Source organism: Paracoccaceae bacterium (assembly GCA_019454225.1).
Classification (GTDB): Bacteria; Pseudomonadota; Alphaproteobacteria; order Rhodobacterales; family Rhodobacteraceae.
Window position 1 is genome coordinate 4,129,282 of record CP075370.1, and the last position, 26,763, is coordinate 4,156,044.

27 protein-coding genes are annotated in these 26,763 nt (G+C 70.5%); 12 read left to right on the top strand and 15 right to left on the bottom strand.

The features are described from left to right. Window positions 1-17: 17 nt before the first annotated feature. Together KF887_19680 and KF887_19685 are read right to left on the bottom strand one after the other, a co-directional pair. Window positions 18-971: a dihydrodipicolinate synthase family protein gene (locus KF887_19680; protein QYK41544.1), complete on the bottom strand. Its 954-nt coding sequence runs from the start codon at window positions 969-971 to the stop codon at window positions 18-20. Continuing rightward, on the bottom strand, window positions 968-3,100 hold the full coding sequence (locus KF887_19685; GenBank protein ID QYK43675.1) for a xanthine dehydrogenase family protein molybdopterin-binding subunit: 2,133 nt from the start codon (window positions 3,098-3,100) through the stop codon (window positions 968-970). The genes KF887_19680 and KF887_19685 overlap by 4 nt, the downstream gene beginning before the upstream one ends. 127 nt (window positions 3,101-3,227) lie before the next feature. Between KF887_19685 and KF887_19690 the strand changes: the two genes are divergently transcribed. Then, a complete protein-coding gene (locus tag KF887_19690; protein ID QYK41545.1) occupies window positions 3,228-4,142 on the top strand; it encodes a LysR family transcriptional regulator in 915 nt (304 codons plus the stop codon). A gap of 61 nt (window positions 4,143-4,203) precedes the next feature. Here the strand turns inward: KF887_19690 and KF887_19695 are convergent, their stop codons facing one another. The 8 genes from KF887_19695 to KF887_19730 form a co-directional block, all read right to left on the bottom strand. Beyond that, complete coding sequence (locus KF887_19695) at window positions 4,204-5,832, bottom strand: AMP-binding protein (GenBank protein QYK41546.1); 1,629 nt, start codon at window positions 5,830-5,832, stop codon at window positions 4,204-4,206. After that, complete coding sequence (locus KF887_19700; protein ID QYK41547.1) at window positions 5,829-6,245, bottom strand: RidA family protein; 417 nt, start codon at window positions 6,243-6,245, stop codon at window positions 5,829-5,831. The genes KF887_19695 and KF887_19700 overlap by 4 nt, the downstream gene beginning before the upstream one ends. Then, window positions 6,242-6,658, bottom strand: a complete 417-nt coding sequence (locus KF887_19705) for an acyl-CoA thioesterase (protein ID QYK41548.1) — start codon at window positions 6,656-6,658, stop codon at window positions 6,242-6,244. The genes KF887_19700 and KF887_19705 overlap by 4 nt, the downstream gene beginning before the upstream one ends. After that, window positions 6,655-7,791: an acyl-CoA dehydrogenase family protein gene (locus tag KF887_19710; protein QYK41549.1), complete on the bottom strand. Its 1,137-nt coding sequence runs from the start codon at window positions 7,789-7,791 to the stop codon at window positions 6,655-6,657. The genes KF887_19705 and KF887_19710 overlap by 4 nt, the downstream gene beginning before the upstream one ends. A 72-nt stretch (window positions 7,792-7,863) precedes the next feature. Then, the gene (locus KF887_19715) at window positions 7,864-8,676 is read right to left on the bottom strand and encodes an enoyl-CoA hydratase family protein (protein QYK41550.1); all 813 of its coding nucleotides are present in this window, start codon (window positions 8,674-8,676) and stop codon (window positions 7,864-7,866) included. Then, entirely contained in the window at window positions 8,673-9,125 is a 453-nt protein-coding gene (locus KF887_19720) for a MarR family transcriptional regulator (GenBank protein QYK41551.1), read from the bottom strand. Before KF887_19720 ends, KF887_19715 begins: the two co-directional genes overlap by 4 nt. Then, window positions 9,122-9,841, bottom strand: a complete 720-nt coding sequence (locus KF887_19725; GenBank protein QYK41552.1) for an SDR family oxidoreductase — start codon at window positions 9,839-9,841, stop codon at window positions 9,122-9,124. Before KF887_19725 ends, KF887_19720 begins: the two co-directional genes overlap by 4 nt. Beyond that, the gene (locus tag KF887_19730) at window positions 9,838-12,120 is read right to left on the bottom strand and encodes a bifunctional salicylyl-CoA 5-hydroxylase/oxidoreductase (protein QYK41553.1); all 2,283 of its coding nucleotides are present in this window, start codon (window positions 12,118-12,120) and stop codon (window positions 9,838-9,840) included. The genes KF887_19725 and KF887_19730 overlap by 4 nt, the downstream gene beginning before the upstream one ends. A gap of 142 nt (window positions 12,121-12,262) precedes the next feature. On the opposite strand from KF887_19730, the gene KF887_19735 reads away from it, so the two are divergent. The 7 genes from KF887_19735 to KF887_19765 all read left to right on the top strand — a co-directional run bounded on the left by KF887_19735 (window position 12,263) and on the right by KF887_19765 (window position 20,444). After that, complete coding sequence (locus KF887_19735; GenBank protein QYK41554.1) at window positions 12,263-13,393, top strand: 3-hydroxybutyryl-CoA dehydrogenase; 1,131 nt, start codon at window positions 12,263-12,265, stop codon at window positions 13,391-13,393. A 111-nt stretch (window positions 13,394-13,504) separates the two neighbouring features. Further along, window positions 13,505-14,416, top strand: a complete 912-nt coding sequence (locus KF887_19740; protein QYK41555.1) for a hypothetical protein — start codon at window positions 13,505-13,507, stop codon at window positions 14,414-14,416. A gap of 175 nt (window positions 14,417-14,591) precedes the next feature. Then, window positions 14,592-15,434, top strand: a complete 843-nt coding sequence (locus KF887_19745; GenBank protein ID QYK41556.1) for a chemotaxis protein MotB — start codon at window positions 14,592-14,594, stop codon at window positions 15,432-15,434. A 118-nt stretch (window positions 15,435-15,552) separates the two neighbouring features. Beyond that, window positions 15,553-16,857, top strand: a complete 1,305-nt coding sequence (locus KF887_19750) for a flagellar hook-basal body complex protein (protein ID QYK41557.1) — start codon at window positions 15,553-15,555, stop codon at window positions 16,855-16,857. Between the two features lie 27 nt (window positions 16,858-16,884). Beyond that, on the top strand, window positions 16,885-18,342 hold the full coding sequence (gene flgK, locus KF887_19755) for a flagellar hook-associated protein FlgK (GenBank protein ID QYK41558.1): 1,458 nt from the start codon (window positions 16,885-16,887) through the stop codon (window positions 18,340-18,342). Window positions 18,343-18,345: 3 nt separating this feature from the next. After that, on the top strand, window positions 18,346-19,347 hold the full coding sequence (locus KF887_19760; protein QYK41559.1) for a flagellar biosynthesis protein FlgL: 1,002 nt from the start codon (window positions 18,346-18,348) through the stop codon (window positions 19,345-19,347). Next, entirely contained in the window at window positions 19,344-20,444 is a 1,101-nt protein-coding gene (locus tag KF887_19765; GenBank protein QYK41560.1) for a flagellar basal body P-ring protein FlgI, read from the top strand. Before KF887_19760 ends, KF887_19765 begins: the two co-directional genes overlap by 4 nt. A gap of 174 nt (window positions 20,445-20,618) precedes the next feature. Here KF887_19765 and fliP read toward each other — a convergent pair whose 3' ends face one another. The 4 genes from fliP to fliF are packed head-to-tail and all read right to left on the bottom strand — an operon-like array spanning window position 20,619 to window position 23,801. Then, window positions 20,619-21,353 (bottom strand): flagellar type III secretion system pore protein FliP, encoded by a 735-nt coding sequence (gene fliP, locus KF887_19770; protein QYK41561.1) that lies wholly within the window; start codon window positions 21,351-21,353, stop codon window positions 20,619-20,621. After that, window positions 21,353-21,619 (bottom strand): FliM/FliN family flagellar motor switch protein, encoded by a 267-nt coding sequence (locus tag KF887_19775; protein ID QYK41562.1) that lies wholly within the window; start codon window positions 21,617-21,619, stop codon window positions 21,353-21,355. Before KF887_19775 ends, fliP begins: the two co-directional genes overlap by 1 nt. Beyond that, window positions 21,612-22,220 (bottom strand): flagellar biosynthesis protein, encoded by a 609-nt coding sequence (locus KF887_19780; protein ID QYK41563.1) that lies wholly within the window; start codon window positions 22,218-22,220, stop codon window positions 21,612-21,614. Before KF887_19780 ends, KF887_19775 begins: the two co-directional genes overlap by 8 nt. A gap of 3 nt (window positions 22,221-22,223) precedes the next feature. Continuing rightward, window positions 22,224-23,801 carry a flagellar M-ring protein FliF gene (gene fliF / locus KF887_19785; protein ID QYK43676.1) on the bottom strand — a complete coding sequence of 526 codons (1,578 nt, stop codon included), beginning with the start codon at window positions 23,799-23,801 and terminating at the stop codon, window positions 22,224-22,226. 159 nt (window positions 23,802-23,960) lie between these two features. Here fliF and KF887_19790 point away from each other — a divergent pair, with 159 nt between their 5' ends. From KF887_19790 to motA, 4 genes are all read left to right on the top strand, one after another. Continuing rightward, window positions 23,961-24,440: a flagellar basal body-associated FliL family protein gene (locus KF887_19790; protein ID QYK41564.1), complete on the top strand. Its 480-nt coding sequence runs from the start codon at window positions 23,961-23,963 to the stop codon at window positions 24,438-24,440. 10 nt (window positions 24,441-24,450) lie between these two features. Next, on the top strand, window positions 24,451-24,840 hold the full coding sequence (locus KF887_19795; protein QYK41565.1) for a hypothetical protein: 390 nt from the start codon (window positions 24,451-24,453) through the stop codon (window positions 24,838-24,840). Next, complete coding sequence (locus KF887_19800; GenBank protein ID QYK41566.1) at window positions 24,837-25,418, top strand: hypothetical protein; 582 nt, start codon at window positions 24,837-24,839, stop codon at window positions 25,416-25,418. Before KF887_19795 ends, KF887_19800 begins: the two co-directional genes overlap by 4 nt. Window positions 25,419-25,484: 66 nt before the next feature. Next, on the top strand, window positions 25,485-26,354 hold the full coding sequence (gene motA / locus KF887_19805) for a flagellar motor stator protein MotA (protein QYK41567.1): 870 nt from the start codon (window positions 25,485-25,487) through the stop codon (window positions 26,352-26,354). Between the two features lie 8 nt (window positions 26,355-26,362). On the opposite strand, the gene KF887_19810 is transcribed toward motA, so the two are convergent. Then, window positions 26,363-26,763 (bottom strand): transposase (locus KF887_19810; protein ID QYK41568.1); only part of this gene is annotated, 401 nt, incomplete at its 5' end.

Here is a 26,763-nt window from a genome sequence, read left to right on the forward strand (position 1 = left end):
GGTTCGGGGGGCGAGTGTCAGACAAGAAGACCGCACATGTCAAAGGCTTCGCGCGTGCGGGCGCGCTCGCGGTCGGTCAGTTCCAGCATCGGCGGCCGGGTCCGCCCGCCGGTCTGGCCCAGCAGATCCTGCCAGTACTTCTGGTGCGCGTGGGGCTTTTCCGCAGGCCGCGTCTCGCGCAGCGCGGCGCGCACCGGGTCCAGACTGTCGCGGATCGCCCGCGCCGCGTCGGCGCGCCCGGCAAAGGCCGCGTCGGTATAGTCGCGCATCCGGCGGTCGCGGGCGGTCTGGATCAGATAGGGCGGCGACGAGCACAGGTAGAGCCGCCACCCCAGTTCCAGCACGTTGTCCAGCCACTCCTCCTCGGATGCGGTGGAAACGATGATGCGGTCACCGGCCAGCCGCGTCAGTTCGGCATACATCGCGCGCGGCACCGAATACTTGATCGCCACCACCGTCTCGATGTCCGCCAGGCGGTTGCACAGTCGCGGGCTCATCAGGTAGCCCGAATCGGGATGGCTCCACAGCGCGATGCCGATGTCGACCTTTGCCGCGATCGTCTCGTAATAGCGGATCAGCGTGTCGTCCTGCGCCTTGGTGAAATGCAGCACGGGGGCATGCACCACGACATAGTCCGCCCCGCAGCCCTGCGCGTGGCGTGCAAGCTCGATCACCGTGTCCATGTTCTGATCGCTGCACGACATGATGGTCTGCGCCCGCCCCGCGCAGGCATCCACGGCCAGATCGAAGCAGCGTTTCCGCTCGTCCAGGCTCATCGCGTAGAACTCGCCCTGCTTCCCCGCGACAAAGAACCCGTCGATCCCCAGATCGCCGATCCAGTGATCCACATTGGCGCGGAACCCGTCCTCGTCGATCGACAGGTCGTCGCGGAACGGCATCAGCGCGGCGGCCCAGATGCCCCGCATATGGGCGCGGGCGTGGTCCTTCGCGGTCTTGCGGTCGTATCTCACGGGGCCTCCTGCGGCAGTCGGTTGATCGCGCGCCAGACCTTCTCGGGGGTCAGCGGCAGGGACAGGTCGGGCGCGCCATGGGGGATCAGCGCATCCTGCACGGCGTTCAGGATCGCGGCCGGAACACCGATGCAACCGGCCTCGCCCACCCCCTTGGCACCCAGCGGGTTGGCCGGGCTGGGCGTCGGGCAGGACAGGAGGGTGACCGGCGGCATGTCGGCGGCGCGCGGCACCGCATAGTCCATCAGGCTGCCGGTCAGGCATTGGCCGTCGCGGATCACCATCCGCTCCATCAGCGCCGCGCCCAGCCCCTGCGCCAGCCCGCCCAGCAACTGCCCGCGCACCAGCACCGGGTTCACCACCCGGCCCGCGTCATCGGCCCAGGTGATGCGCTCCACCGTCACGGCCCCGGTGTCGGGGTCGATCCCCACCTCGGCCAGCACCGCGCCCGAGGCCCAGGCCTCGGCCCCGGTCTCGTGCCGCAGATCCACCGACAGCGGCCGCCCGAGCCGCGCGGCGACATCGCCCCACGAAAGCGTCGCGGCACCCGTCGAAACGCCCGCGTCCGTCACCGAAACAGCCGCCGGATCGACCCCCAGCATCGCCGCTGCCGCCTCGCGCAGCTCCATCAGGAACCGGTCTGCCGCCCGCAGCAGGGCCGCGCCGCCGATGGCGGTCGACCGGCTGGCCAGCGCCCCGATCCCCTCGGGCATCACCGCCGTGTCGCCCGCCGCCACCGCGATCCGCCCCGGGTCGATGCCCAGCCGTTCGGCCACGATCTGCGCCGCCGCCGTTTCGCGCCCCTGCCCCTGCGCCGACGACCCGCTGCGCGCCCGGACCGTTCCGTCCGGCAACAGGTCGATCCCCGCCGTTTCCCAGCCCTGACCGCAGGGTTCGACGTATAGCCCGATGCCGATGCCGCAGACCGCGCCCGCCGCGCGCCGCGCGGCCTGGCGCAGGCGCAGCCCGGCATAGTCCGCCGCCACCGCCATCCGGTCCAGCAACGCGCCCATGTCGCCCGAACAGGCGCGCGGCCCGGCACCCGACACATGCCGCCGCCGCATCTCCAGCGGGTCGGTGCCATCCGCCTCGGCGGCGCGGTCCATCAGACGCTCCAGCAGCATCGCCGCCTCCGGGCGCCCGGCACCGCGATAGATGTTGACCGCCGGCCCCTCGGTGGTCAGCGCCGTCACCTCGGCCCCGCAATCCTCGATCAGGTAGGGCCCGGGCAGGATGCGGGCGCCGTTGCGCGCCGGGGCAAGCGCCGAATAGGGCATCCAGTGGCCCAGCGGAAAGGTCATCGTCGCCCGCAGCGCGGTGATCCGGCCGCCCTCCAGCACCGCCTCGGCCCGCGTCCGCGCGCCGCGCCCCTGGGTCGCGGCCACGAAATCCTCTGACCGCGTGCCCTGCCAGAACACCCCGCGCCCCAGCCGCAGCGCGGCCGCCGCGACCACCGCATCCTCGGGCATCAGGCTGGCCTTGCCGCCAAAGGCACCGCCCACATCGGGCGCGACCACCCGCACCCGGTCGGGCGGCAGCCCCAGCATGGCCGCCAGGTCGTCGCGGCAGCGCTGCGGTGTCTGCACCGGCAGCCAGACGGTCAGCCCCGCATCGTCCGGCACCGCCAGCGCCGCGCGCGGTTCCATCGCCATCGGCGCGACAAGGGCGTGGTCCACCCGCGCCACGATGCGTTGCCCCCCGGGCGGCAGCGCATCGGCCGCACCGACGCGCTCGCGCGCCACGGGCTCGGGCGATTCGGGGTCTTCCTCCACCTCGAACAGGATCGCATCGACAGCATCCCGGGCGGCCTCGGGCGTGTCGGCCACCACCGCCGCCACCGCCTGCCCGGCGGCGCGCACGAAACCCCGTGCCAGCGGCACCAGCGGCACCATCCGCGCCTCGGGCAGCAGCGGGTTGACCGCCGCCGTCGCCTGCCAGACCAGATCGCCCGCCGTCAGAACGGCACGAACCCCGGGCAGGTCCCGCGCATCGGCCGTATCCAGCAGGGCGATCCGGCCCGCACGGTAGGGCGACCGCAGGAACGCCAGATGCAGGCATCCCGGCGGCACCAGGTTGGCCACGAACCGACCCTGCCCGGCCAGAAGCCGCGCATCCTCGCGCCGGGGCATGGCCCGGCCGATCCATCCCTGATGTGTCGCGGTGCCGTCCAAGGGTGCCTCCGGCCGACAGTCAAGCGGATGGACACCTATCAGACAATCCGTCAGTATCTTATCTATTCATAACAGATGACAATGAATGCGCCCGCCCCTGCGCCAGATCGAGACCTTCCTTGCGATTGCCGAAACCGGCAGCCTGTCCGCCGCCGCCCGGCGCCTCGGGCTGTCGCAGCCCGCCGTCAGCCAGGCGCTGCGCGACCTCGAATCGCATCTCGGCCTGCGCCTGATCGACCGGACGACGCGCCGGCTGGCGCTGACCGAGGCGGGCCAGACCTTCCGCACGCTGGCCGGGCGCGGCCTCGCGGCGCTCGACCACGCCGCCGAGGCGGCGCGCGATGCCGCGGCGCTGCGAACGGGGCGCGTGCGGCTGGCCGCGCCCCCCTTTCTCGCGGCCACCGTGCTGCCGCCGGTGCTGGCCGCGTTCCGCGCCCTGCATCCCGGCCTTGCGGTCGATCTGGCCGACCTGCCCACCGCGGGAATCGTGGCGCGGTTGCGCGGCGGCGGGGCGGACATCGGCCTTGGCACCTTTCCCGTGGCCGAGGCCGACCTGTCGCGCCGCCCGGTCCTGTCCGATCCGATGATGGCCTTCGCCGCGCCCGGCACGCTGCCCCCGGCCCCACGCTGGGCCGATCTTGCGGGGCTGCCGGTGATCGCGATGGCCGCGACCAACGGCTTGCGCGTGCCCGCCGAACTGGGGTTCGAGGCCGCCGGGCTGCCGCTTTCCCCGGTGCATGAGGTGCAGGGCATCGCCACCGCCCTGTCGCTGGCGGCGGCGGGCTTCGGCATCGCCATCCTGCCGGGCTATGCGCGCGTCGGGCTTCCGGCCGGGCTTGCCGCGCTGCCCCTGGCCGACCCGTCGATCCGCCGCGACCTGGCGCTGGCCCTGCCGCCGGACCGCCTGCTGTCGCCCGCAGGGCGGGCACTGGCCGACCATCTGGTCCGCAGCCTGCGCAAGCTGGCCCCGGACGACGCCGCAATCGTTAACGATACATGAATTCTTCGGGGTCAACCCATTGGAATCATTCACTCCGCTCCGCGTCCCATCGTGGGACGCCTCAGGTCTCGCGCAGCCGGAACCGCTGGATCTTGCCGGTCGGCGTCTTGGGAAGCGCTGGCACGAAGATCACCCTGCGGGGATACTTGTAGGGTGCGATCACCGCCTTCACGTGGTCCTGCAGCCGGCCGGCCGTGGCCGCGCCGGGCGCGACCCCCGCCGCCAGCACGACATGGGCCACCACGATCTGCCCCCGCTCGTCATCCGGCTCGCCCACCACGGCACATTCCGCGACCTCGGGATGCTTCAGCAACGCCGCCTCGACCTCGGGCCCGGCGATGTTGTAGCCCGCGCTGACGATCATGTCGTCGTTCCGCGCCGCGAAATGGAAATGCCCGGTCTCATCCTGCCAGAAGGCATCGCCGGTGATGTTCCACCCGTTCTCGACATAGGTCCGCTGCCGGTCGTCGGCCATGTAGCGGCACCCGGTCGGCCCGCGCACCGCCAGCCGCCCGACTGTCCCGCGCGGCACCGCGCGGCCCGCCGCGTCCACGATCTTCGCCTCGTAGCCGGTGACCGGCTTCCCCGTGCAGCCGGGGCGGTGGTCATCGAACCGGTTCGACACGAAGATGTGCAGCATCTCGGTCGCACCGATCCCGTCCAGCATCGGCTTGCCGGTCTTGGCCATCCATTCCTCGTAGACCGGCGCCGGCAGCGTCTCGCCCGCGCTGACCGCGGCCCGCAGCGACGACAGGTCCGCGCCCTCGTCCATCGCCTTCAGCATCACGCGATAGGCCGTGGGCGCGGTGAAGCAGACCGTGGCGCGATAGGTCTCGATGATCTCGATCAGGTTCGGCGGCGACGCGTTCTCCAGCAGGCAGGCCGCCGCGCCGAAGCGCAGCGGAAACACCGCAAGGCCGCCCAGCCCGAAGGTGAAGGCCAGCGGCGGCGAGCCGACAAAGACATCGTCGGGCGTGACGCGCAGCACCTCGCGCGCATAGCCGTCGGCGATGATCATCAGGTCGCGGTGGAAGTGCATCGTGGCCTTGGGTTCGCCGGTGGTGCCCGAGGTGAAGCCCAGCAGGGCCACGTCGTCGCGCCCGGTTGGCGGAGCCTGGAACCGCACCGGCTTGCGCAGCGCGGCACGGTCAAGCTCGGCGTCATGGTTGGCGGTGCCGTCGAAACCGACCACCTGCTTCAGAAACCGCGACTCCTTGGCACAGGCCACGATCTCGTCCATCAGGCGGGTGTCGCAGAGGGCAAGCGAGATCTCGGCCTTGTCCACGATCCTGGACAGTTCCCCGGCCCTGAGCATCGGCATGGTGTTGACCACCACGGCACCCGCCTTGGTGGCGGCCAGCCAGCAGGCCACCATCGCCGGGTTGTTGGCCGACCGGATCAGCACGCGGTTCCCGGGCTTGACGCCATAGTCCTCGACCAGGGCGCGGGCCATGCGGTTGGTCCAGTCGGTCAGTTCCTTGTAGGTGCGGCTGCGGCCGTTGCCGATCAGCGCGGTATGGTCGCCAAAACCGCGCTCGACCATGCGGTCGGTCAGCTCGACACCGGCATTCAGCCAGTCCGGATAGGGAAAGGGCCCCGTCAGCAGGTCCGGCCACTGGTCGAAGGGAGGCAGGTTGTCGCGCGTGAAGGTGTCGGCGTGGCCCGAGGGACCGAGGGCATGAACGGTCATTCGGCATCCTCCGGCACGACGGCGGTGGCCTCGATCTCGACCTTGGCGCGATCCTCTACAAGCGCCACGACCTGCACGAGCGCCATGGCCGGGAAGTGGCGGCCGATGGTGGCGCGATAGGCGGCGCCAACCTGGCGCAGGTTGTCGAGATACTCGCGCTTGTCGGTCACATACCAGGTCAGCCGCACAAGATGCTGTGGCCCTGCACCACCACACGCCAATATCTCGACAATGCTGGCCAGCGCCTGCCGGACCTGGCCGGCGAAGTCGTCGGTCTCGAACTGCTGGTCGGCATTCCAGCCCACCACGCCGCCGGTAAACACCATGCGCCCCCTTGCCGAGACCCCGTTGGCGTAGCCTACCGGCGGTTTCCAGGACTTCGGGTTCAGGAAATCATGCGGACTGTCGGTCATTCCGACCCCTCCTTGACCAGATGTTGCGTGAAACCGCGCTGCATCTCGGCCGGCCAGGGGTCGGGCCGTCCCTGTGCATTCACCCATACGAGCGTGAACATCCCGTTAAGGCGCGGCGCACCCGCGCAGGTGGCGGCGATGGCAAGGGTCACGCTGGTGCGGCCGAGGCGCGTGACATCGAGCGAGAAGGTCAGAACCTCGCCGAGGCGCGACGGCGCGGTGAAGTCGATGGCGATCCGGGCGGTGGGCACGCCACGCCCCTCCGCGACCATCCGCGCGAAGGGGAAGCCGATGACTTCACGAAAGAAGTTCTCGACCGTCGCGTTCGTCATCTCGAAATAGCGGGGGTAGAACACGATGCCCGCAGGGTCGCAGTGATTGAACTCGACCGGGTTGTCGCGCAGCCAGGTCATGCCAGATGCCCCCGCGCGATGACCACGCGCTGCACATCGCTGGCCCCTTCGTAGATCCGCAATGCCCTGATATCGCGGTAGAGTTTCTCGACCGTGCTGCCCGACCGCACGCCCTCTCCGCCAAAGAGCTGAACCGCGGTGTCGATGACGGTCTGCGCTGCCTCGGTGGCGTGCAGCTTTGCCATCGCGGCTTCGCGGGTGATCCGGGGGGCACCCGAGTCCTTGGCCCAGGCGGCGCGATAGACCAGCAGCGCCGAGGCATCGACGGCCATTGCCATGTCGGCGATATGCCCCTGGACAAGCTGGAGATTCGCCAGCGGCTCGCCCTGGATGCGCCGGGCCTTGACGCGCGCGGTCGCCTCGTCGAGCGCCCGGCGGGCCATGCCGAGCGCCGCCGCGCCGACGGTGGAGCGAAACACGTCGAGCACCGACATCGCCAGCTTGAATCCCTCGCCCGGGCGGCCGATCAGGGCCTCGGCGGGCAGGTCCACCCCGTCGAGCGACAGGGTCGCAAGGGGGTGGGGTGCGATGGTTTCCAGCCGTTCCGCGATCGTCAGTCCGGGGCTGCCGGCGGGCATCAGGAAGGCGGAAATGCCCTTGGCGCCGGGGGCTTCGCCGGTTCGGGCAAAGACCGTGTAGAGATCGGCGATGCCGCCGTTCGAGATCCAGGTCTTGGCGCCCGACAGGCGCCAGCCCGCCTCGGTGCGGGTGGCGGTGGTGGCGGTGGCGGCAACGTCGGAGCCGGAGCCGGGTTCGGTGAGCGCGAAGGCCGCGATGGCCTGCCCGCTGCGGGTGCGCGCCAGCCAGCGGCGCTGTTCCGGGGTGCCGAACAGCGATACGGCGCCCATGCCAAGCCCCTGCATCGCAAAGGAAAAGTCGGCAAGGGGATCGTGCCGCGCCAGGGTTTCGCGGATCAGGCAGAGGGTGCGGACATCCAGCGTTTCACCGGTATCGGCGCCGGAATGGACGAGCCAGCCGTCGCGCCCGAGGGCGGCAACGAGACCCCGGCAGGCGGCATCGGTATCGCCATGATACACCGGCAGATGGGCCGCGCACCAGTCGTCCAGCCGGGCGGCAAGGTCGCGGTGGCGCGGTTCGAAGAAGGGCCAGTCGAGGAAGCTTCGGTCGGGCATGGGGCGTCTGGTATCCGTCTGGTCTGCGTATGGCTTGCGTATGGCATCCGTCCCGACAGGGCGCGCGCTGCGTCAATCACCCAGAAAGGCCGGCGTCTCCTTCGCGACGAAGGCGCGGTAGGCGCGTTCGAAGTCGCGGGTCTGCATGCAGATGGCCTGGGCCTGGGCCTCGGCCTCGATGGCCTGGTCGAGCCCCATGTTCCATTCCTGGTTCAGCATGGTCTTGGTCATGCCATGGGCGAAGGTCGGCCCCTCGGCCAGCCGGCGGGCAAGCGCCATGGCCTCGGGTTCCAGCCGGTCGGCGGCGTGGAGCGCGTTCCAGAAACCCCAGCGTTCGCCTTCCTCGGCACCGAAGGACCGGCCGGTGTAGAGCAGTTCCGCCGCCCTGCCCTGCCCGATGATGCGGGGCAGCATGGCGCAGGCGCCCATGTCGCATCCGGCAAGGCCGACGCGCGTGAACAGGAAGGCGCATCTGGCCTGCGGCGAGGCGAGCCGCAGGTCGGCGGCCATCGCCATGATCGCGCCCGCGCCGACGCAGATGCCATCGACGGCCGCAATCACCGGCCGGCCGCAGTGCAGCATGGCCTTGACCAGATCGCCGGTCATCCGGGTGAAGGCCAGCAGGCGCTTCATGTCCATGTCGACGAGCGGGCCGATGATGTCATGCACATCGCCGCCGGAGCAGAAGTTGCCGCCGTTGGAGGCGAGTATCACCACGTCCACGTCATCGGCATAGGGCAGCGCGCGGAACGTGTCGCGCAGTTCGGCGTAGCTGTCGAAGGTCAGCGGGTTCTTGCGCTCGGGCCGGTTCAGGCGGACGGTTGCGACACGGTCCTGCACGGTCCAGAGGAAGTGCTGCGGGGCAAGGGTGGCGAGGCTGGTCATGGCGCGTCTTTCAGGCGTTTCAGGATCGCGGTCAGGGTGTCGATCTCGGCCTCGGTCAGGGTGCCGAACAGGCGGTTGACCTCGGCCTCATGGTCGGCGGCCCAGCCCTCGAAGGTGGCGAGGCCGACGTCGGTCAGCGCCACGCGGAAGGTGCGGCGGTCGGCTTCATCCTGCGTGCGCCGGGCCAGCCCGTCCTTTTCCAGCCGGTCCACGACGGCGGTGGCATTGCCGTTCGAGACCAGAAGCATGCGCGAGAGTTCCCCCATCGTCAGCCCGTCGCGCCGCCGCCAGAGCGCGGCCATCACGTCGAACCGGGGCAGCGTCGTGTCATGGCGGGTGCGCAGATGGTCGCGCAGCGCGGATTCGGCCGTTCGGGTGGCACCGAGCAGGCGGATCCACAGCTTGAGCCGCCGCTTGGACAGTGGATCGGGGGCGCCGGGGCCATTCATGTCTCGCCCCCCGACACGGAGAGCGCGTGGCCGTTCACCTGCGCGGCACCGGGCGAGGCCAGGAACAGCGCCACGGCGGCGACCTCGTCGGGGGTGATCATGCGGCCGGTGGGGTTGTCGCGGACCACCTCGGCCAGGGCGGCCTCGGGCGTCAGGTCAAAGCGCGCCTGCACGGCGGCGACCGCCCGTTCGGCCAGCGGCGTGTCGACGAAGCCGGGGCAGATCGCGTTGCAGGTGATGCCCTTGCGCGCCACGTCCTGCGCCACAGACCGCACGAGGCCCAGCACCCCGTGCTTGGCGGCCGCATAGGCCGGTATCGTCGCCCCGCCCTTGAGCGCGGCGGTCGAGGCGATGGCGATCAGGCGCCCGTCCCCTGGCATGGCGTGCAGCGCCTCGCGGAAGGTCAGGAAGGTGCCGGTCAGGTTGAGGGCGAGGGTCCGGTTCCATTCGGCCAGCGTCACGCCGCGCAGCCTGCCCGCCGCGCCGCCGCCCGCATTGGCCACGACGACGTCGAACGGACGGTCGAACAGGGCGGCCACCTGCGCCTCGTCTGTCACGTCGGCGGTGCGGCAGGTCATGGCGCGGCCGGTCGCGGTTTCCTGCAGGGCGTCCATACGGCGGCCCGCGATGGTGACATCCTCGCCCGCATCCGCGAAGGCGCGCGCCACCGCCCGCCCGATGCCCGACCCGCCGCCGGTGACCAGAACGCGCCTCATGCCCGGATCACCTCGGCCGCGCGTTCGCGCAGGCGGAAGGCCTGGTCGCGGCCTGCCAGGTAGGGCAGCGGCCAGGGGGTGGCGGCATCGCCCAGTTCGGCGGCCGCGTGCAGCGTCCAGTAGGGATCGGCCAGATGCGGGCGGGCGAGGCAGACCAGATCGGCCCGCCCGGCCATCAGGATGCCGTTCACCTGATCGGCCTCGGTGATGTTGCCGACGGCCATGGTGGCAAGTCCCGCCTCGTTGCGGATGCGGTCGGAGAACGGGGTCTGGAACATGCGGCCGTAGACCGGGCGCGCGGCGGGCGTGGTCTGGCCGGCCGAGACGTCGATGATGTCGGCACCGGCGGCGGCAAGAATCCGGGCGACCTGCACCGCATCCTCGGGTGTGATGCCGTCGCTGCCCACCCAGTCGGTCGCGGAGATGCGCACCGACATCGGCTTGTGCGCGGGCCAGGCGGCCCGCATCGCCGAGAACACCTCGACCGGAAACCGCATCCGGTTCTCGAGCGCGCCGCCATGGTCATCGGTGCGGCGGTTCGAGACCGGCGAGATGAAGGACGAGATCAGGTATCCGTGCGCGGCATGAAGTTCGACCATGTCGAACCCCGCGCGGTCGGCCATCCTGACCGCCGCGACGAACTGGTTGCGCACCACGTCCATGTCCGACCGGGTCATCGCCCGGGGGACGGGGTGGCCTTCGGCCCAGGGCAGCGCCGATGGGGCCAGCAGTTCCCAGGGGGCGGCAAGGGGGCGATCCTCTTTCCCGCCCTTCAGGCCCATGGCGCCCTTGCGGCCGGCGTGACCGATCTGGGCGCAGATCCTCGCGCCGGTCTCCTGATGCACGAAATCGACGATGCGTTTCCAGGCGGCCTTGTGGGCCGGGGCATAGAACCCGGGGCAGCCGGGGGTGATGCGGCCGGTATCCGACACGCAGGTCATCTCGGTATGGACAAGGCCCGCGCCGCCCTTGGCGCGTTCGGCATAATGGACGAAGTGCCAGTCGCCGGGCGTGCCGCCCGCCGCGCGGTACTGCGCCATGGGCGAGACGACGATGCGGTTCTCCAGACGCAGGCCACGCAGCGTGAAGGGCTGGAACATCGGCGCGCGGCCCGGCGTGCCGCCGGCGGCCCGGGCAAAGTGATCCTCGCAGGCGCGCAGGAAGGCCGGATCGCGCCTGCGCAGGTTCTCGTGCCCGATGCGCTGGCTGCGGGTCAGCAGGGAATAGGCGAACTGCAGGGGCGGCATGTCGAGATAGCGCTCGACCTGTTCGAACCATTCGAGGCTGTTGCGCGCCGCCGATTGCAGGCGCAGCACCTCGACCCGGCGTTCGTCCTGGTAGCGCTGGAAGGCGGCCTGGAGGCTGGGCTCGCTGTGCAGGTATTCGGCCAGGGCGATGGCGCTGTCGAAGGCGAGGCGGGTGCCCGAACCGATCGAGAAATGCCCGGTGGCCGCGGCGTCACCCATCAGCACGACGTTTTCGTGGAACCATCTTTCGCAGATCACGCGGGGAAAGTTCATCCAGACCGCCGACCCGCGCAGATGCGCGGCATTCGAGATCAGGTCGTGGCCGCCGAGGTGGCGGGCGAAGATGCGGGTGCAGGTGGCAACCGTATCCTCTTTCGACATGTGTTCGAACCCCCAGCGGTCCCAGGTTTCCTGGGTGCATTCGACGATGCAGGTCGCGGTGTCGGCGTCGAACTGGTAGGCATGGGCCCAGACCCAGCCGTGTTCGGTATTCTCGAAGATGAAGGTGAAGGCGTCATCGAACTTGGCCTTCGTGCCGAGCCAGACGAACTTGCACAGCCGGGTATCGATGTCGGGGCGGAAGTGGTCGGCCCATTCGCGCCGGGTCGCCGAGTTGATGCCGTCGCAGGCGACGACGAGGTCATGGTCGGCGGCGTAGGCGGCGGCGGGCTGGAACTCGGTCTCGAACCGCAGGTCGACGCCGAGTTCACGCGCCCGCGCCTGCAGCAGGACCAGAAGCGCCTTGCGCCCGATCCCCGCGAACCCGTGCCCGCCCGAGACCACGCGATCGGGGCCGCGCACCACGGCGATGTCGTCCCAGTAGGCAAAGCTGTCGCGGATGGCCCGTGCCGACTGCGGATCGTTCCGCGTCATCCGGCCGAGCGCGTCATCCGACAGCACCACGCCCCAGCCGAAGGTGTCGTTGGCGCGGTTGCGTTCGAGGACGGTGATGCTGTGCGACGGATCGCGCAGCTTCATCGAGATCGCGAAATAGAGCCCCGCCGGACCGCCACCCAGGCACAGAACCTTCATTGCATCCCTCCCCTGGCCGCGCCGCCGAGTCATGCCGCGCCGCGTTGAGCGTGCCACCGGCGCCATATTATTTCAAGCTTGAAATTTCTGCCTTGATCGGCCGCCGATTTCCCCCGATCATGACGCAAAGCGGGGGATGTGCATGGACATCGTGGGGGTTGTCGGGCTGGGCGCGATGGGACTGGGCATCGCGCAGGTGTTTCTGGCGGCAGGGCACCGGGTGGTCGCCACCGACGCGATGGCTGCCGCCCGCGACAGCGCGGCCGCTCGGCTGGAGGCGGACCTGGCCCGCAGGGTGGCGGCGGGCCGACTGGGCGCGGATTCCGCCCTCGAGATGATCGGGCGGCTGGCCGTCCTGCCCGATGCGGCCGGCCTCGCCGGCACGCGCCTGGTGATCGAGGCGGTGATCGAGGATCTGGCGGTGAAGCGCGCCCTGTTCGGGATGCTGGAAGGCGTGGCGCCGCAGGCGGTTCTGGCGACGAACACATCCTCGCTGTCGGTCGGTGCCGTGGCGGCGGGGCTGGAACGGCCGGGGCGGGTGGTGGGCCTGCATTTCTTCAACCCGGCCCCGGCGATGAAGCTGGTGGAGCTGATCGCGCATGCCGGCAGCGATGCGGCCGCGCTGGCGCTGGCGCGACGGCTGGCCGAGGGGGCGGGCAAGACGGTCATCGCCTGCGCCGACCGGCCCGGGTTCATCGTGAACCGCTGCGCCCGGCCCTATTACGGCGAGGCGCTGGCGATGCTGGAAGCCGGGCGGGTTCCGGGCGAGATCGACGCGGCGATGGTGGCGGCGGGCTATCGGCTGGGACCCTTTGCGCTGATCGACCTGATCGGGGCGGATGTGAACCTTGCCGCCACCGAGGGGGTGTGGGCGGCGATGGGGCGGAACCCCCGCTATCACCCGTTCGAGGCATTGCGGGCGCAGGTCGCGGCCGGGCGGCTGGGCCGCAAGTCGGGCACGGGTTTCGTGACGGGCGCGATGCCGGTCGAGCCGCCGCCGGATGCGGCGGACATCGTGCTGCGCATCGAGGCGACGCTGGCCAACGAGGCGGCCTATCTGCTGGCCGAGGGCGGGGTCGATGCGGCAGGCATAGACACCGCGCTGCGGCTGGGGCTGAACTTTCCGCGCGGCGCCCTTGCGGCGGCGCAGGCGCAGGGCTGGGACCGGATCCGCGACACGCTGGCGGCACTGGCGGCTGCCGCGCCGGCGCATCTGGCGGGGCGCTACGATCCGGCGCCAGGGCTGGGCACGATGGGCGACAGGACGATTTGATCCTGCGTTGACGGGGAGAAAACCCATATTTGACGAGGCTTTGACGGGGCCGGGCTGGACGGTGACGGCGGAATGCGACAGACTTTCCGCAACGTCAATCAGGAGCGTCCCATGTCCGCCCGCCCCGTTCTTCAGAACAGTGTCCGACTGGTCCTGACCGCGACCGGACCGATGGCAGAGATGGTGGCCGACATCCTGACGGCGCACCTGGGCCTGCCGGCCGGCGAGGCCGCCAGACGCCTGGCCGGGGCGCAGCCGGTGATTGCCGAGGGCCTGCCGCGCGGGCAGGCACGGCGGGTTGCGGCGCTGCTGTCGGTGATCGGGGCGCGGGCGAGGATCGAAGGGCACCAGGCCAGCGCGACCGATCCACGCCGCGACATCGCGCTGCACCCGCGCGGCCGGGTGACCCGGACCGACACGTTGCAGACGCTGGCCCATGTGGCGATGCGTCCGCCCCGAGACCTGGCGCGCGATCTGGCCTCGCCCTCTGGCCTTGTGATCACGGGGCTGACGCTGGAGCGTGTCGGGCTGTGGCAGGCGGCGATGCCCCGCCTGACCGGGCTGCGCCTGATCCTGTCGGACCCGGCGACGGCGCGCTACGACCTGATCCCGTTGCAGCGCCCGGCCGATCCGGCGGCGCCCGCGGCGCTGGCGCGGCAGCTGGCGCGGCTGGGCACGCGGCGCTGCGCGATGACCTGCGCGATCGCGGCCGACCTCGACCGGGCGACGTGCGATCACCTGATGCGCCGTTTTCCCGGCAGCGGCGCGGCACCGGTGAATCGCGATTTCCAGCGGTTCGACCTGATGCTGGAAGGCGCCGAAGGACTGTCCGACAGCGAGGTCAGCGACTTCCTGATCACGCGCGGCGGGGCGATGCCCGGAACCGTGCTGGCGCCGGGCGCCGGGAGCCCGATGTGCATCGAACGCGGCCTGCCCCGGGCGCAGGCGCTGGCTTTCCAGGCCGAATATGCGGCGATCGGGCTGCGCACGCGCGCGCGGCTCTGCGGTCTCGGCCCCGCCTGACGGCGGCACCCACAGGGTCGGCGCCCGGATCCCCCCGCTCCCGGGGGAGCGCGCGGCCCCGAGGCGGCCCCTTTCCCCGGGGGCCGCCTCCCTATCTCGTTCAAATGCCAGCGGTTAAGCCGGCCTTCACCGCGATGTGCGAGGTCTGGTCCCGGGTGTTGGAACGGGTGTGTGGATGGCAGGGCAGTCAAATGCCGCGCCAGTCATCATCAAGCGGAAGAAGATCATCGCGGGCGGTGGCCACCACGGGGGGGCGTGGAAGGTTGCCTATGCCGACTTCGTGACGGCCATGATGGCCTTCTTCATGCTGATGTGGCTGTTGAACGCGACGACCGAAAAGCAGCGCAAGGGGCTTGCGGACTATTTCAATCCGACGATCCCGGTGAACCGGATATCGGGCGGCGGCGATGGCGCCTTCGGCGGTGACAGCGTGTTCGCGGAACAGGCGCTGGCGCGCAACGGATCGGGCGCGTCGAACCTGCACCCGACCGAGGATGAGCAGGCGCGCGGCGAGATCGGGACCATGCAGGCCGAGGCCCAGGCCGCAGCCGAGGAACAGGCGAAACAGATCGCGCGGATGCTGACGGCGCGCGGCGGCGAAAGCATGACGATGGAACGCGCCCTGCGGCATGTGGCGACGAAGGTGACGGACGAGGGGCTGGTGATCGAGGTCTTCGACCTGCCCGACGTGCCGCTGTTCGACGCGCTGACGGCCGCGCCGGCACCGATCCTGCGCGACATCGCGGCGCTGCTGGCAGAGGTGCTGGCGGTCACCGCGAACGATCTTGCGGTGAACGGGCATGTGCGTTCGCTTCCCGTGACGCTGATCGACAATCCGGTCTGGACGCTGTCCTCGGAACGGGCGCAGGCCATGCGCGGCCTGCTGGAGGACGCCGGCCTTGCCGCCGGGCGGATGGCCCGGATCAGCGGGCACGCCGACCGCGCGCCCGTGACGCCCGACCCGGCGGCCGTGCGCAACAACCGGCTGGAGGTCGTGCTGTTGCGCCGGGACAGGTAGGAAATCCGGCGGAGTTTATCGGTTAACCGCCTGTCAATCTTGCGTTAGTCCGATCTTAAGGGACGCTGCGGATGCTGCATGCCGACCATTGCGTCGCGCAGCAGAAGGGTGCCATCCGATGACGATTTCCTCCTCGCTCAATGCGGGGGTCGCAGGGCTGAACGCCAATGCGACCCGACTGGCCACGATCTCGGACAACATCGCCAACTCGGCCACCTATGGCTACAAGCGGTCGGACGCGGATTTCCACTCGGTCGTCATCCAGGGCAATGCGGGATCGTCCTATTCGGCGGGGGGCGTGCGCGTCTCGACGGCACGCCTGATCGACGAACGGGGGCCGCTGATCGCGACGTCGAACCCCACGGACATCGCCATCGACGGGCGCGGCTTCCTGCCGGTCACCACGATCGGCGCGGTGGGGGCCGCCGACGGCGCCTACCCGGTCGCGCTGGCCACCACGGGATCGTTCCGGCCCGACGAGAACGGCATCCTGCGCACCGTGACGGGTGAGGTGCTGATGGGATGGCCGGCCGATTTCGACGGGACCGTGCCGCCTTTCCCGCGTGACACGATGGCGGGTCTCGTGCCGGTGCGGATCAGCTCGAACGAATATGTCGGCAACCCCTCGACCGAACTGTCGCTGGGGGTCAACCTGCCCGCGACGGCGACGATGGCGGGATCGACCTCGGGGCCGATCGATCTGGCGGTCGAATACTACGGCAACCTCGGCACGTCGGAGAAGCTGACCTTCACCTTCACCCCCTCGGTTCCCCTGACGGGATCGTCGAATGAATGGACCATGACCGTCGCGGACAGCGCGCTGGGCGGCGCCACGGTGGGGGAATATGTGCTGACGTTCGATTCGGGCCGGGCGACCGGCGGCACGCTGCTGTCGGTGTCGACGCTGTCGGGCGGAACCTACGATCCGGTGACGGGCCAGGTCGGCGTGACGCTGGGCGGGGGGCCGATGCAGATCGGCCTGGGCCTGCCCGGCGCCCCGAACGGAATGACGCAGCTGTCCGACAGCTTCGCCCCCACCTCGATCGCCAAGAACGGCTCTCCGGTCGCGACGCTGACCGCGGTGGAGATGGACCGGAACGGCAACCTGCTGGCGATCTACGACCAGGGCTTCACACGCCGCATCTATCAGATTCCGCTGGTTGACGTGCCGAATCCGAATGGTCTGACGGTGCTGTCCAACCAGACCTACCAGATCTCGCCCGCCTCGGGTCCGTTCTACCTGTGGGACGCGGGCGACGGGCCGACAGGCACGACCGTGGGCTACAGCCGCGAGGAATCGGCGACCGATGTTGCGGCGGAGCTGACGCAGCTGATCCAGACGCAGCGCGCCTATTCCTCGAACGCCAAGGTGATCCAGACGGTGGACGAGATGCTGCAGGAAACCACCAACATCAAGCGCTGACGTCCCCCCGGCCCCGGAGGATAGGGCATGAGCATTGCGGCCACCATGTCGAACGCGCTTTCGGGCCTGACGGTGGCGTCGCGCGCGGCCGAGCTTGTCTCGTCGAATGTCGCGAATGCTCTGACCGACGGCTATGCGCGGCGCGAGTTGCAGGTGACGGCGCGCAGTGTCGGGTCCACCGGCCAGGGCGCACAGGTCGTGGGCGTCAGGCGGGCGGTCGACCCGGTGGTGATCGCCGACCGCCGCGTGGCGCAGGCGGGTGCGGGCGACCGGGGACTGCGGGCCGGTGCCCTGGCACGGATCGAGTCGGCCCTGGGCAGCCCGGAGGCCGACGGATCGCTGACCGACCGGATCGCCATGCTGGAGGCGGCGCTGGTCGAGGCGGCCAGCCGCCCCGATTCGGACGCGCGGCTGGGCGCGGTGGCGGATGCGGGCCGCGCACTGGCGGCCAAGCTGCGCGACGCCACTGGCGAAGTACAGGCGGTGCGCATGGCGGCAGATGCCGCCATCGCGCAGGATGTCGGCCGGATCAACGACGCGCTGGACCAGGTGGCGCGGCTGAATGCGCAGATCCAGGGCCTGGGGGGCACGGGGCGCGACCCGAGCGCCCTGATCGACCAGCGGCAGCAGGTGATCGACGGGATCGCAACGCTTGTGCCGCTGCGCGAGATCGACCGGGGCAACGGGCTGGTCGCGCTCTACACCACCGGCGGTGCCGCGCTGCTGGACGGAACACAGCCGTCGCGGCTGGGGTTCGAACCGGTCGGCGTGATCGTGGCCGAGATGTCGGCGGCCGGCGGCGTGCTGTCCGGGCTGACGCTGAACGGCCGCGCGGCCGATACCGGTTCGCAGGGCCTGTTCGCCGGGGGCGAACTGGCGGCGCGATTCGCCCTGCGCGACGAGATCGCCCCGCGCGCGCAGGCGGATCTGGATGCCGTTGCGCGCGACCTGATCGAACGCTTGCAGGCCCCCGGGCCGGACGGAACGATCGGCCCCGGCATGCCGGGCCTGTTCATGGACGGCACCACCGCCCTCGATCCGGCGGAGGAGACCGGCATCGCCGGGCGGATCGTCTGGAACCCGGCCGCCGATCCGGACCGCGGCGGCGCCTTGTGGCGGCTGCGCGACGGGCTGGGCGCACCGGCCCCCGGTGCGACGGGGGACTCGGCGCTTCTGGTCGCGCTGGGCGAGGCCCTTCGCATGCCGCGCGCGACGGCCTCGGGCAGCACGGCCGGGGGTGTGCGCAGCCTGGCCGATCTCGCCGCGCAGGCGGCATCGCGCATCGCCGGTTCACGGCTCGCGGCGGACACCGAGGTCAGCTTCTCCGCGGCCCGGGCGGAGGCCCTGCGCCAGGCCGAACTGGACGGTGGCATAGATACCGACCGCGAGATGCAGGACCTGCTGATGATCGAGCGCGCGTATGGCGCGAACGCGCGCGTGGTGCAGACCGTCGACACGATGATCAAGCTCATTCTGGAGATCTGACACATGGCGATCGTCTCGGCGGGCGACATGTCGCTGGCCTTCCAGCAGCGCCGCGATGCCGCCGCGCTGAAGCTGTCGGTGCGGCGGCTCGCGACCGAGGTGACGACGGGGCGGGTGGCCGACACGGCGCGCGCCGTGCGCGGCGACCTGGTGCCGCTGGCAGGGTTGCAGACATCCATCGCACGGGCGGGCGCCTACCGTACCGCAAGTGCCGAGGCCGCGCTGTTCGTGGGTGGCATGCAGGCGGTGCTGGGGCGCATCGACGACCTGGCCACGGCCATGTCGGGCAGCCTGCTGACCGCCGGAAACACCGGTCAGCCCGCCATGGTGGCCGCGGTTGCCCAGGATGCCGCCGCGCGTTTCGATGCGGCGGTCTCGGCGCTGAACACGCGGCTGGGCGACCGGACGCTCTTTGCCGGCACCGGCACCGGCGGCCCCGCCCTGACCGGCGGCACGGCGCTGCTCGATGCACTGGCCGCCGCTGCGGGGGGCGCCGTCACGGCGGCCGAGACCGAGGCGGCGGTGCGGGCCTGGTTCACCAGCCCGGCCGGGTTCGGCGCGGCCTATCAGGGGGGCGCGCCCCCGTCGCCCCTGCCGCTCTCGCCCGAGGATACGCTGCGCATCGACCTGACGGCGCAGGACCCCGCCTTGCGCGATACGCTGGCCGGCCTGGCGATGGCGGCACTGATCGACCGCGGCGTTCCGGCGGGCGGGCCTGCGGAGCGGGCCGATCTTGCCCGCCGGGCGGGAGAGGCGCTGATCTCGGGCGCCACGGGGCGGGCCGGCATCGCCGCGCGGCTGGGCGTGGCCGAGGCGCGGATCGAGGCGGCGGACCGCCGCAACGCCACCGAGATCACCGCGCTCGAGATCGCGCGGGCCCAGATTCTGGAGGCGGACAGCTACGCGGCCGCCACCGCCCTCGAAGCGGCGCAGAGCCAGCTTGAGACACTTCATGCCGTCACCGCGCGCCTGTCGCGCCTCAGCCTGGTGGATTTCCTGCGATGATCCGACTTCTGCTTGCCGCCGTCCTGACATTGGCCGCGATGGCCGCATCCGCCGCGCCCGTCCGCATCAAGGACCTGGTCGACTTCGACGGGGTGCGCGGCAACGATCTGGTCGGCTATGGCCTGGTCGTCGGGCTGGCCGGCACCGGGGACGGGCTGCGCAATTCACCCTTCACCGAGGAGATGCTGGCGAACCTGCTGGAGCGGCTGGGCGTCAACGTCGCGGGAGAGGAGTTCCGGCCAAAGAACGTGGCCGCCGTACTGGTCACCGCCACGCTGCCGCCCTTTGCCCGGTCGGGCGGCCGGGTCGATGTGGCGGTATCCGCCATCGGCGACGCGAAGAGCCTGCTGGGCGGCACACTGGTGATGACGCCACTGAACGGGGCGGACGGGCAGATCTATGCGGTGGCACAGGGGTCGATCATCGCGGGTGGCGTCGCGGCCGAGGGGCAGGCAGCCCGCGTGGTGCAGGGTGTGCCCACCGCAGGCACGATTCCCGCCGGCGGGCGGATCGAGCGTGAGGTGGAGTTCGATTTCACCGCCGTGGGCGCCGTCCGGCTGGCTCTGCGCAACCCCGACTTCACCACCGCCGGGATGATCGAGACCGCGATCAACCGGGATTTCGGTCGGGGTGTCGCCGTGATGCTGGATGCCGGAACCGTTGCGGTCGACATCGCGGTCGCGCGCATGGCCTCGCCTGCGCATGTGATGGGGCGGATCGAGAACATCGCTGTATCGCCCCAGACGCGCGCGAGGGTGGTGGTGGACCAGCGGTCCGGCACCATCGTGATGGGCGAGGACGTGCGGATCAGCCGGGTGGCGGTGTCGCAGGGCGGCCTGACGCTGCGGGTCGAGGAAATGCCGCAGGCGGTGCAACCCAACCCCTTCGCACCGGGCGAGACGATCATCCTGCCCCGCAGCTCCGCCAGCATCGAGCGCGACCCGGGAACCGGGCTGGCCGAGGTGAGCGGGGGCGCGAACCTTTCCGAGATCGTCTCGGGGCTGAATGCCCTGGGCGTGGCACCGCACGACATGATCGACATCCTGAAAAGCATCCATGCGGCCGGAGCGCTGCATGCCGAACTGCTGGTGCGCTAGGTCTTGTTCTCAATACGGGGATTCCCGACGGTTCGCAATCGACGGTCCGGCCGCGGTCGGCGCGGCAATCCACCGGAGGCGGCGCACGCACTGCCGATGCCGATGCCGATGCCGATGCCGAGAACACCACGGAAGGCGCGGACGGAGGGCCGACAGGGGGTCCGGCAAGGGCTGTCAGGCGCCGGTGTAACCCCTTACCAGCGCGCCCGAGATCAGGGTCCAGCCGTCGGCCACGACGAAGAAGGCCAGCTTGAAGGGCAGCGCGACGACCGCGGGCGGCACCATCATCATGCCCATCGACATCAGCACGGCGGCGACGACGAGGTCGATGATCAGGAAGGGCAGGAAAACGAGGAAGCCGATCTCGAAGGCCCGCTGGATCTCGCCCAGCAGGAACGCCGGCACCAGCAGCGACAGCGGCGCCTCGACCGGCGCTGCGGCAGGGGGCACCTGCGGACGCAGGGCGGCGAGAGCGGCATAGGTATCGGCATCGAGGCGGGCCGCCATGAAGTGGCGGAAGGGTTGCAACGTGGCGGGCAGCGCCTGTTCGAGGGTGATTGCGTCACGCGTCAGGGGTTCGACCCCGTTCGTCCAGGCCTCGGTCAGGACGGGGTCCATCACGAACCAGGTCAGGAACAGCGCCAGCGTCACGATCAGCATGTTGGGCGGCGCCTGCTGCAGGCCAATCGCCTGGCGCAGGATCGACAGCACCGTCACGATGAACGGAAAGCAGGTCACCATCACCGCGAGCCCCGGCACGAGGCTGAGCACCGTCACAAGCGCGATGAGCTGGACAGCCCGCCCCGAAAGCGAGTTGCCCTCGCCCAGATCGAGCGTGACCGTCTGGGCCGCTGCCGGGCTGGCCGCGACGAGCACCATCAGGGCCAGAAGTGTCACGCCGGGCCGCATCAGAGCGCGCCGCGCAGATCTGCGACCTCGGTCAGGCGCACGGCAAGCTGGCCGGCCTGATCCCCCTCGAGTTCGCGCAGTTCACCGCGCGCGATGAGCCGGTCGCCGACGTAGAGTTCGACCGGGTCCTCGACCCGCCGGTCAAGGGGCAGGACGGCATCGCGTTCCAGCCGCAAGAGGTCGCGGATCAGGGGCCGGGCCTTGCCGACCGAGACGGTTATCTCGATCGGCACCTGTGCGAAGGGTGTGTCGGGGCGGTCATCCATCGGCGGACTCCTCGGTCGGGGCAGGATGCGGCAGCAGGGCAAAGAAATCGGCGACGGCGGCAGCGATGGATGCCGTGGCAGCGTCGAGCGACACATGACGCTCGGCCTCGCCGATGGTCAGCCGCGCCTCGGCCTCCGGAAGGGCGGGATCCTCGATGATCGTCAGGGACAGCGCAGTCTCGGTCGCAAGCACGCCTTCGACACCGGCGCGTGCGGCCGGGTTCAGCGCGATCCGCACGGGCACGAGCGCCATCTGTGCCGCCAGCGGGCGCAGCGTCTCGACCACCACGGCGCCGAGGGCGGCGCGCGCGATGGCGGGCAGGATGCGCCCGGTCATCTCGGTCAGCAGGGGTTCGAGGGCGCGCAGCACATGCTCGCGCGCCTCGTGATAGGTGAAGCCCAGGGTCTGAAGATGGCGCCCCAGATCGGCCGACATCTTCTGCCGGTCGTCCTCGGCCGCCGCTGCCGCGTCATCCCAGCCGGCGGCATAGCCCTGCTCATAGGCCGCGAGCCGGGCCTCCTCGAGGGCGGAGGTGTCGGTCACCACGGTGGCGGTGGCGGCCGGGGCGTCGGTCTGGAAAACCTCGAGCCTGAGAGCCATGACCTAGCGACTCTCCTCGTCCGCATCCATCCAGCCGCGCAGCACCTCGACCGATTCGGCACGGCGGTGCTCGATCAGCCGCCGCAGGCGTTCGACCGGGTCCTCGGGCGGATCCACGTCGCCGTCGGCCCCGGACAGCGGGCCCGGACCGCCATCGTCGATCTCGCCCGTCAGGACGCGCAGCCCTTCGGGCGGCAGGTCCGGGGCCGCGGCGCCGGGCAGTGCCAGCAGCGGACGATCCGCAGGCGCCGCCGTGCGCGCCGACAGCAGCGGACGCAGAACGAACAGCCCGAGCAGCAGCGCCACGAAGGCAAGCACGGCCAGCTGTATCAGCGTCATGGGATCGACAGGCCCCAGCGGCGCGAACAGGGGTGCCGAGGCATCGGTGCCAAGTGCGGGCGCAGGTTCGAACGGCATCGACTTCAGCGTCAGCACGTCGCCCCGTGCCGGATCGAGCCCGACGGCCGATGCCACAAGATCGCGCAGCGCCGAGAGTTCCTCCTCGGGCAGGGGTGACCACGCCGGGGCGCCGTCAGGGCCTGCGGCGGTCGTGCCGTCGACCATCACGGCAACCGTCAGCCGACGAACCGCACCGGGCAGGCGCAGGAGTTCCCGGCTGGTCTCCGACACCTCGAAGTTCACACGCTCGCGCGTCTCGGCGCTCTGGCTGCGGCCTTGCGCGCCGGCGGCGGCATCGCCCTCGGGCAGGTTGGAGGCGACGGTCACCTCGCCGCCGGGTTGGGTGGAGGAATTCGTACGCTCTTCCGTCTCGGACGAGATGGCGACGCGACCCTGCGGATCGAAGCGCCGCTCGGTGACCGATTCCCGGTCGGTCACCACCTCGACACTGACCTCGACAACCGCACGGCCCGGACCCATCCGTGCTGCCAGCAGCCGTTCGACGCCGCGTTTCAGGTCTGCTGCGCGGGTATCGCCCGAGGCGGGGGCGGCGCCGTCCTCGGCCAGCGGCACAAGGCCGGTGGCCGCGTCAATGACCACGACATCCTCGGGCTGCAGCCCGGCGACGGCCGCGGCGACCAGATGGCGGATCGCCCTGGCGCGGGCAGGCGGCAGGCTGCCGGCCGCCGTCACGGTGACCGAGGCGGTGGGCCGGCGGTCGCGCGCGAAGGGCTGCGCCGGGGCCTGCGCGATATGGACACGGGCGGCGCGAAGCCCCGGCACGCCCAGGATGGTGCGCGCCAGCTCACCCTCCTTCGCGCGCCAGTAGGCGGCATCGAACATCTGCGAGGTCGTGCCGAAGCCGGACAGGCCATCGAGCAGTTCGTACCCTGCACCCCCCGCCGCCGGCAGCCCCTCTGCGGCGAGGGCCAGGCGGAGTTCGTCACGCATCGCGGCGTCGACACGGATCGCATCGCCTTGCACCTGATAGGCCACGCCACGCGCCTCGATCGCCGCCAGCACCTCGCCTGCGACCGCCTGATCGAGCCCGGCGTAGAGCAGCGCCATGCGCGGCGTGCCGGCCGTGCGCGCGAGGCCCAGGATCGCGAGGAACATGCCGAGCGTGGCCACCGCCACCACGGCACGGCGGCGCATGTCGAGTGCTGACCAGGTCGCCATCATGTTCTGCACGACACGTCCCCCTGACCGGGGCAGGACGTGCCCCGGATCACCATCCGCGGGCTTCTGCCCCGCGGGGGCCAGATGTGGACGATCCCGCTTAACAATCGGTTAGTGACCCTCGGTCTATATCTTGCCGTCGAAAGCCGACCGGAGATTCCCATGGCCGTGGTAGAGACGCCGCAGGACGCGCCGCCGCCGAGACGATCCCGCCTGCCGCTGATCGCGGGGCTGGTGCTGGCGCTGGCCCTCGGCGGGGCCGGATTCTACGCAACCTATTCGGGGCTTGTGTTCGGTCACGGCGAGAAGAGCGACGCCAAGGAAAAGCCGGGGGCCCTGCCCGACATCGCCTTTGTTCCTGTCGATCCCGTGGTGATCTCGCTGGGTCCCGGCGCAAGGAACCGCCACCTTCGGATGACCGCGCAGCTTGAGGTCGCAAAGCCGCATGCCGGAGAAGTGACGCTGCTGCTGCCGCGCATCCTGGACGTCCTGAATGGCTATCTTCGCGCGATCGAGATTGCGCAGATCGAGGATCCCGCGGCACTCGTGCGGATTCGCGCGCAGTTGCTGCGGCGCATCCAGATGGTCACGGGCGAGGGGCGGGTGCGCGACCTTCTGATCACCGAATTCGTGCTGAACTGAAGAGGCGGCGATGGACCTGATCGCAGACATCCTGATGATCGCCGGGGCCTTTTCGGCGGCGATCTACTGCCATGTGCTGTCGCGGCGGCTGCAGCGCTTCCAGACGCTGGAGGGCGGGCTCGGCGGGGCGATCGCGGTCCTGTCGGCGCAGGTCGACGACATGACGCGCGCGCTGGATCGTGCGCGGGGCGCGGCGGAGGTGCAGTCGGGCGCGCTTGACGACCTGGTGCGCCGGGGCGAGGCATCGGCGGCACGGCTGGAACTGATGCTCGCCGCGCTGCATGACCTGCCCGAGACAGCCCCCGCAACGGCCGGCCATGCGGCGGAACCGGCACCTGACCGGCGTCTGCGGGTCTTGCGGGCGCGGGTACCGCGCCAGACGCTGGATGCCGCAGAATGACGAGGGGAGCGAACGCACCGAGGCGCCGCGCCGGTGTCGGAACGCTGGCCGTTGTCGCCATCCTGCTGGCCGCGTCGGGGGCGTTGCGCCTGGGCAACGGCATCGGGGAAGCGATCGCCCTGACCACCGACGCACCGGCCGTGCCGCCCCCGGCCCCGCCCACCTGCCCCGAGCCACCTGCGGCACTGTCTGCAGCACTGTCCTTGCGCGAGGAGCGGCTGGCCCTGCGCGAAGCCGCAATCGAGGATCGGATGGCGGCGCTTTCCCTCTCCGATGCCGTGATCACGCAGCGCCTCGCCGCGCTGGCCGAGGCCGAAGCATCGCTGGCTGCCACACTGGCGCTGGCGGACAAGGCCGCGGAGGATGACCTGGCCCGCTTGACGACCGTGTACGAGACGATGAAGCCGAAGGATGCCGCCGCGCTTTTTGCGGCAATGGACCCGGCCTTTGCCGCCGGATTCCTGGGACGGATGCGGCCGGATGCCGCCGCGATGATCCTCGCCGGCATGGAACCGCAGGCGGCCTATGGCGTAAGCCTGCTGCTCGCGGGCCGAAACGCGGCGGCGCCGACGGAATGACATGGACGGATTGTTAACCCGACTCTGGGCAGGTTGCGGGCGGTCCATGCGGAACGAGGTGGCGGAATGATCGGGATCGTCGGCATCATCGTGATCTTCGTGATGGTCTTTGGTGGCTACCTGCTGGCGGGCGGCAAGCTTGGCATCATCATGAAGGCGCTGCCCTTCGAGATGATCATGATCGGTGGCGCGGCAATCGGGGCCTTCCTTCTGTCCAACGACGGCGCAGCGGTGAAACAGGCGCTGCGCGACGTGGGCAAGGTGTTCAAGGGGCCGAAATGGAAACCGGCGGACTATCGCGACCTGCTTTGCCTGCTGTTCGAACTGATCCGGCTGGCGCGCAGCAATCCCGTCGGGCTGGAAGAACACATCGAGAAGCCGGGAGACTCGGCGATCTTCGCCCGGTACCCGCGCATACGCGCCGATCACGAGGCGACGGATCTGATCTGCGACACGCTGCGCGCCGCCTCCATGAACTATGACGACCCCCATCAGGTGGAAGAGGTGCTGGACAAGCGGATGGAGGCGCACCAGAGCCACGCTCTGCATTCGAGCCACGCATTGCAGTCGATGGCTGATGCGCTGCCCGCGCTGGGAATCGTCGCCGCCGTGCTCGGCGTGATCAAGACCATGGGCTCGATCGACCAACCGCCCGAAATCCTTGGCAAGATGATCGGCGGCGCGCTGGTCGGCACCTTCCTGGGGGTGTTTCTGGCCTATGGGATCGTCGGTCCCTTTGCCACCCGCATGCGCGCGGTGACCGAGGAAGACGGGCACTTCTACCTGCTGATCCGCGAAGTCCTGGTCGCGAACCTGCACAATCATCCCGCCAACATCTGCATCGAGGTCGGCCGCCAGAACGCCCCGCACCATGTCAGGCCCAGCTTCTCGGACATCGAGGGTTCGCTGCGCGACCTGAAAACGGAGGCAGCTTGATGCGTCAGTCAAGCCGCCAGTTTGAAATCCTTGCGGAAGGGTGCCCGACTGTGGCGGATGGCCCGGAGCACGTTCACGCCACGTCGTGCGAGGGCGATGACTGCCTGGTTGTGGCGTTTGCCCTCGGCGCGCTTGCGGTCCTGGAAGGCGCGGCTGTCGGAGCGTCCGGGAGAGGCGAAGGCAGTCTGGCAGAAGACGCGCTTGAGGGCACTGTCGCCGCCGTCCGCGCGGCGCAGGAAGCTGGTCTTGCCGGACTGGCGCAGCACCGGGGCGAGGCCCGCGGCGGCGGCCAACGCGTCGGCGCTGTCGAAGCGGTCGATGCGGCCCACCAGAGCGATGAGCGTGGCGCTGAGCGTGGCGCTGAGCGTGGCACCCATCTCCGGCATCGAGAGGATGAGGGCCGCGTCAG

Bases quoted from the DNA above. Each gene is read 5' to 3' on its own strand.
- KF887_19685 (QYK43675.1), bottom strand. From the start codon at position 3,100: ATGCCCCGGCGCGAGGATGCGCGGCTTCTGGCCGGGCAGGGTCGGTTC.
- KF887_19690 (QYK41545.1), top strand. From the start codon at position 3,228: ATGCGCCCGCCCCTGCGCCAGATCGAGACCTTCCTTGCGATTGCCGAA.
- KF887_19695 (QYK41546.1), bottom strand. From the start codon at position 5,832: ATGACCGTTCATGCCCTCGGTCCCTCGGGCCACGCCGACACCTTCACG.
- KF887_19700 (QYK41547.1), bottom strand. From the start codon at position 6,245: ATGACCGACAGTCCGCATGATTTCCTGAACCCGAAGTCCTGGAAACCG.
- KF887_19705 (QYK41548.1), bottom strand. From the start codon at position 6,658: ATGACCTGGCTGCGCGACAACCCGGTCGAGTTCAATCACTGCGACCCT.
- KF887_19710 (QYK41549.1), bottom strand. From the start codon at position 7,791: ATGCCCGACCGAAGCTTCCTCGACTGGCCCTTCTTCGAACCGCGCCAC.
- KF887_19715 (QYK41550.1), bottom strand. From the start codon at position 8,676: ATGACCAGCCTCGCCACCCTTGCCCCGCAGCACTTCCTCTGGACCGTG.
- KF887_19720 (QYK41551.1), bottom strand. From the start codon at position 9,125: ATGAATGGCCCCGGCGCCCCCGATCCACTGTCCAAGCGGCGGCTCAAG.
- KF887_19725 (QYK41552.1), bottom strand. From the start codon at position 9,841: ATGAGGCGCGTTCTGGTCACCGGCGGCGGGTCGGGCATCGGGCGGGCG.
- KF887_19730 (QYK41553.1), bottom strand. From the start codon at position 12,120: ATGAAGGTTCTGTGCCTGGGTGGCGGTCCGGCGGGGCTCTATTTCGCG.
- KF887_19735 (QYK41554.1), top strand. From the start codon at position 12,263: ATGGACATCGTGGGGGTTGTCGGGCTGGGCGCGATGGGACTGGGCATC.
- KF887_19740 (QYK41555.1), top strand. From the start codon at position 13,505: ATGTCCGCCCGCCCCGTTCTTCAGAACAGTGTCCGACTGGTCCTGACC.
- KF887_19745 (QYK41556.1), top strand. From the start codon at position 14,592: ATGGCAGGGCAGTCAAATGCCGCGCCAGTCATCATCAAGCGGAAGAAG.
- KF887_19750 (QYK41557.1), top strand. From the start codon at position 15,553: ATGACGATTTCCTCCTCGCTCAATGCGGGGGTCGCAGGGCTGAACGCC.
- flgK (QYK41558.1), top strand. From the start codon at position 16,885: ATGAGCATTGCGGCCACCATGTCGAACGCGCTTTCGGGCCTGACGGTG.
- KF887_19760 (QYK41559.1), top strand. From the start codon at position 18,346: ATGGCGATCGTCTCGGCGGGCGACATGTCGCTGGCCTTCCAGCAGCGC.
- KF887_19765 (QYK41560.1), top strand. From the start codon at position 19,344: ATGATCCGACTTCTGCTTGCCGCCGTCCTGACATTGGCCGCGATGGCC.
- fliP (QYK41561.1), bottom strand. From the start codon at position 21,353: ATGCGGCCCGGCGTGACACTTCTGGCCCTGATGGTGCTCGTCGCGGCC.
- KF887_19775 (QYK41562.1), bottom strand. From the start codon at position 21,619: ATGGATGACCGCCCCGACACACCCTTCGCACAGGTGCCGATCGAGATA.
- KF887_19780 (QYK41563.1), bottom strand. From the start codon at position 22,220: ATGGCTCTCAGGCTCGAGGTTTTCCAGACCGACGCCCCGGCCGCCACC.
- fliF (QYK43676.1), bottom strand. From the start codon at position 23,801: ATGATGGCGACCTGGTCAGCACTCGACATGCGCCGCCGTGCCGTGGTG.
- KF887_19790 (QYK41564.1), top strand. From the start codon at position 23,961: ATGGCCGTGGTAGAGACGCCGCAGGACGCGCCGCCGCCGAGACGATCC.
- KF887_19795 (QYK41565.1), top strand. From the start codon at position 24,451: ATGGACCTGATCGCAGACATCCTGATGATCGCCGGGGCCTTTTCGGCG.
- KF887_19800 (QYK41566.1), top strand. From the start codon at position 24,837: ATGACGAGGGGAGCGAACGCACCGAGGCGCCGCGCCGGTGTCGGAACG.
- motA (QYK41567.1), top strand. From the start codon at position 25,485: ATGATCGGGATCGTCGGCATCATCGTGATCTTCGTGATGGTCTTTGGT.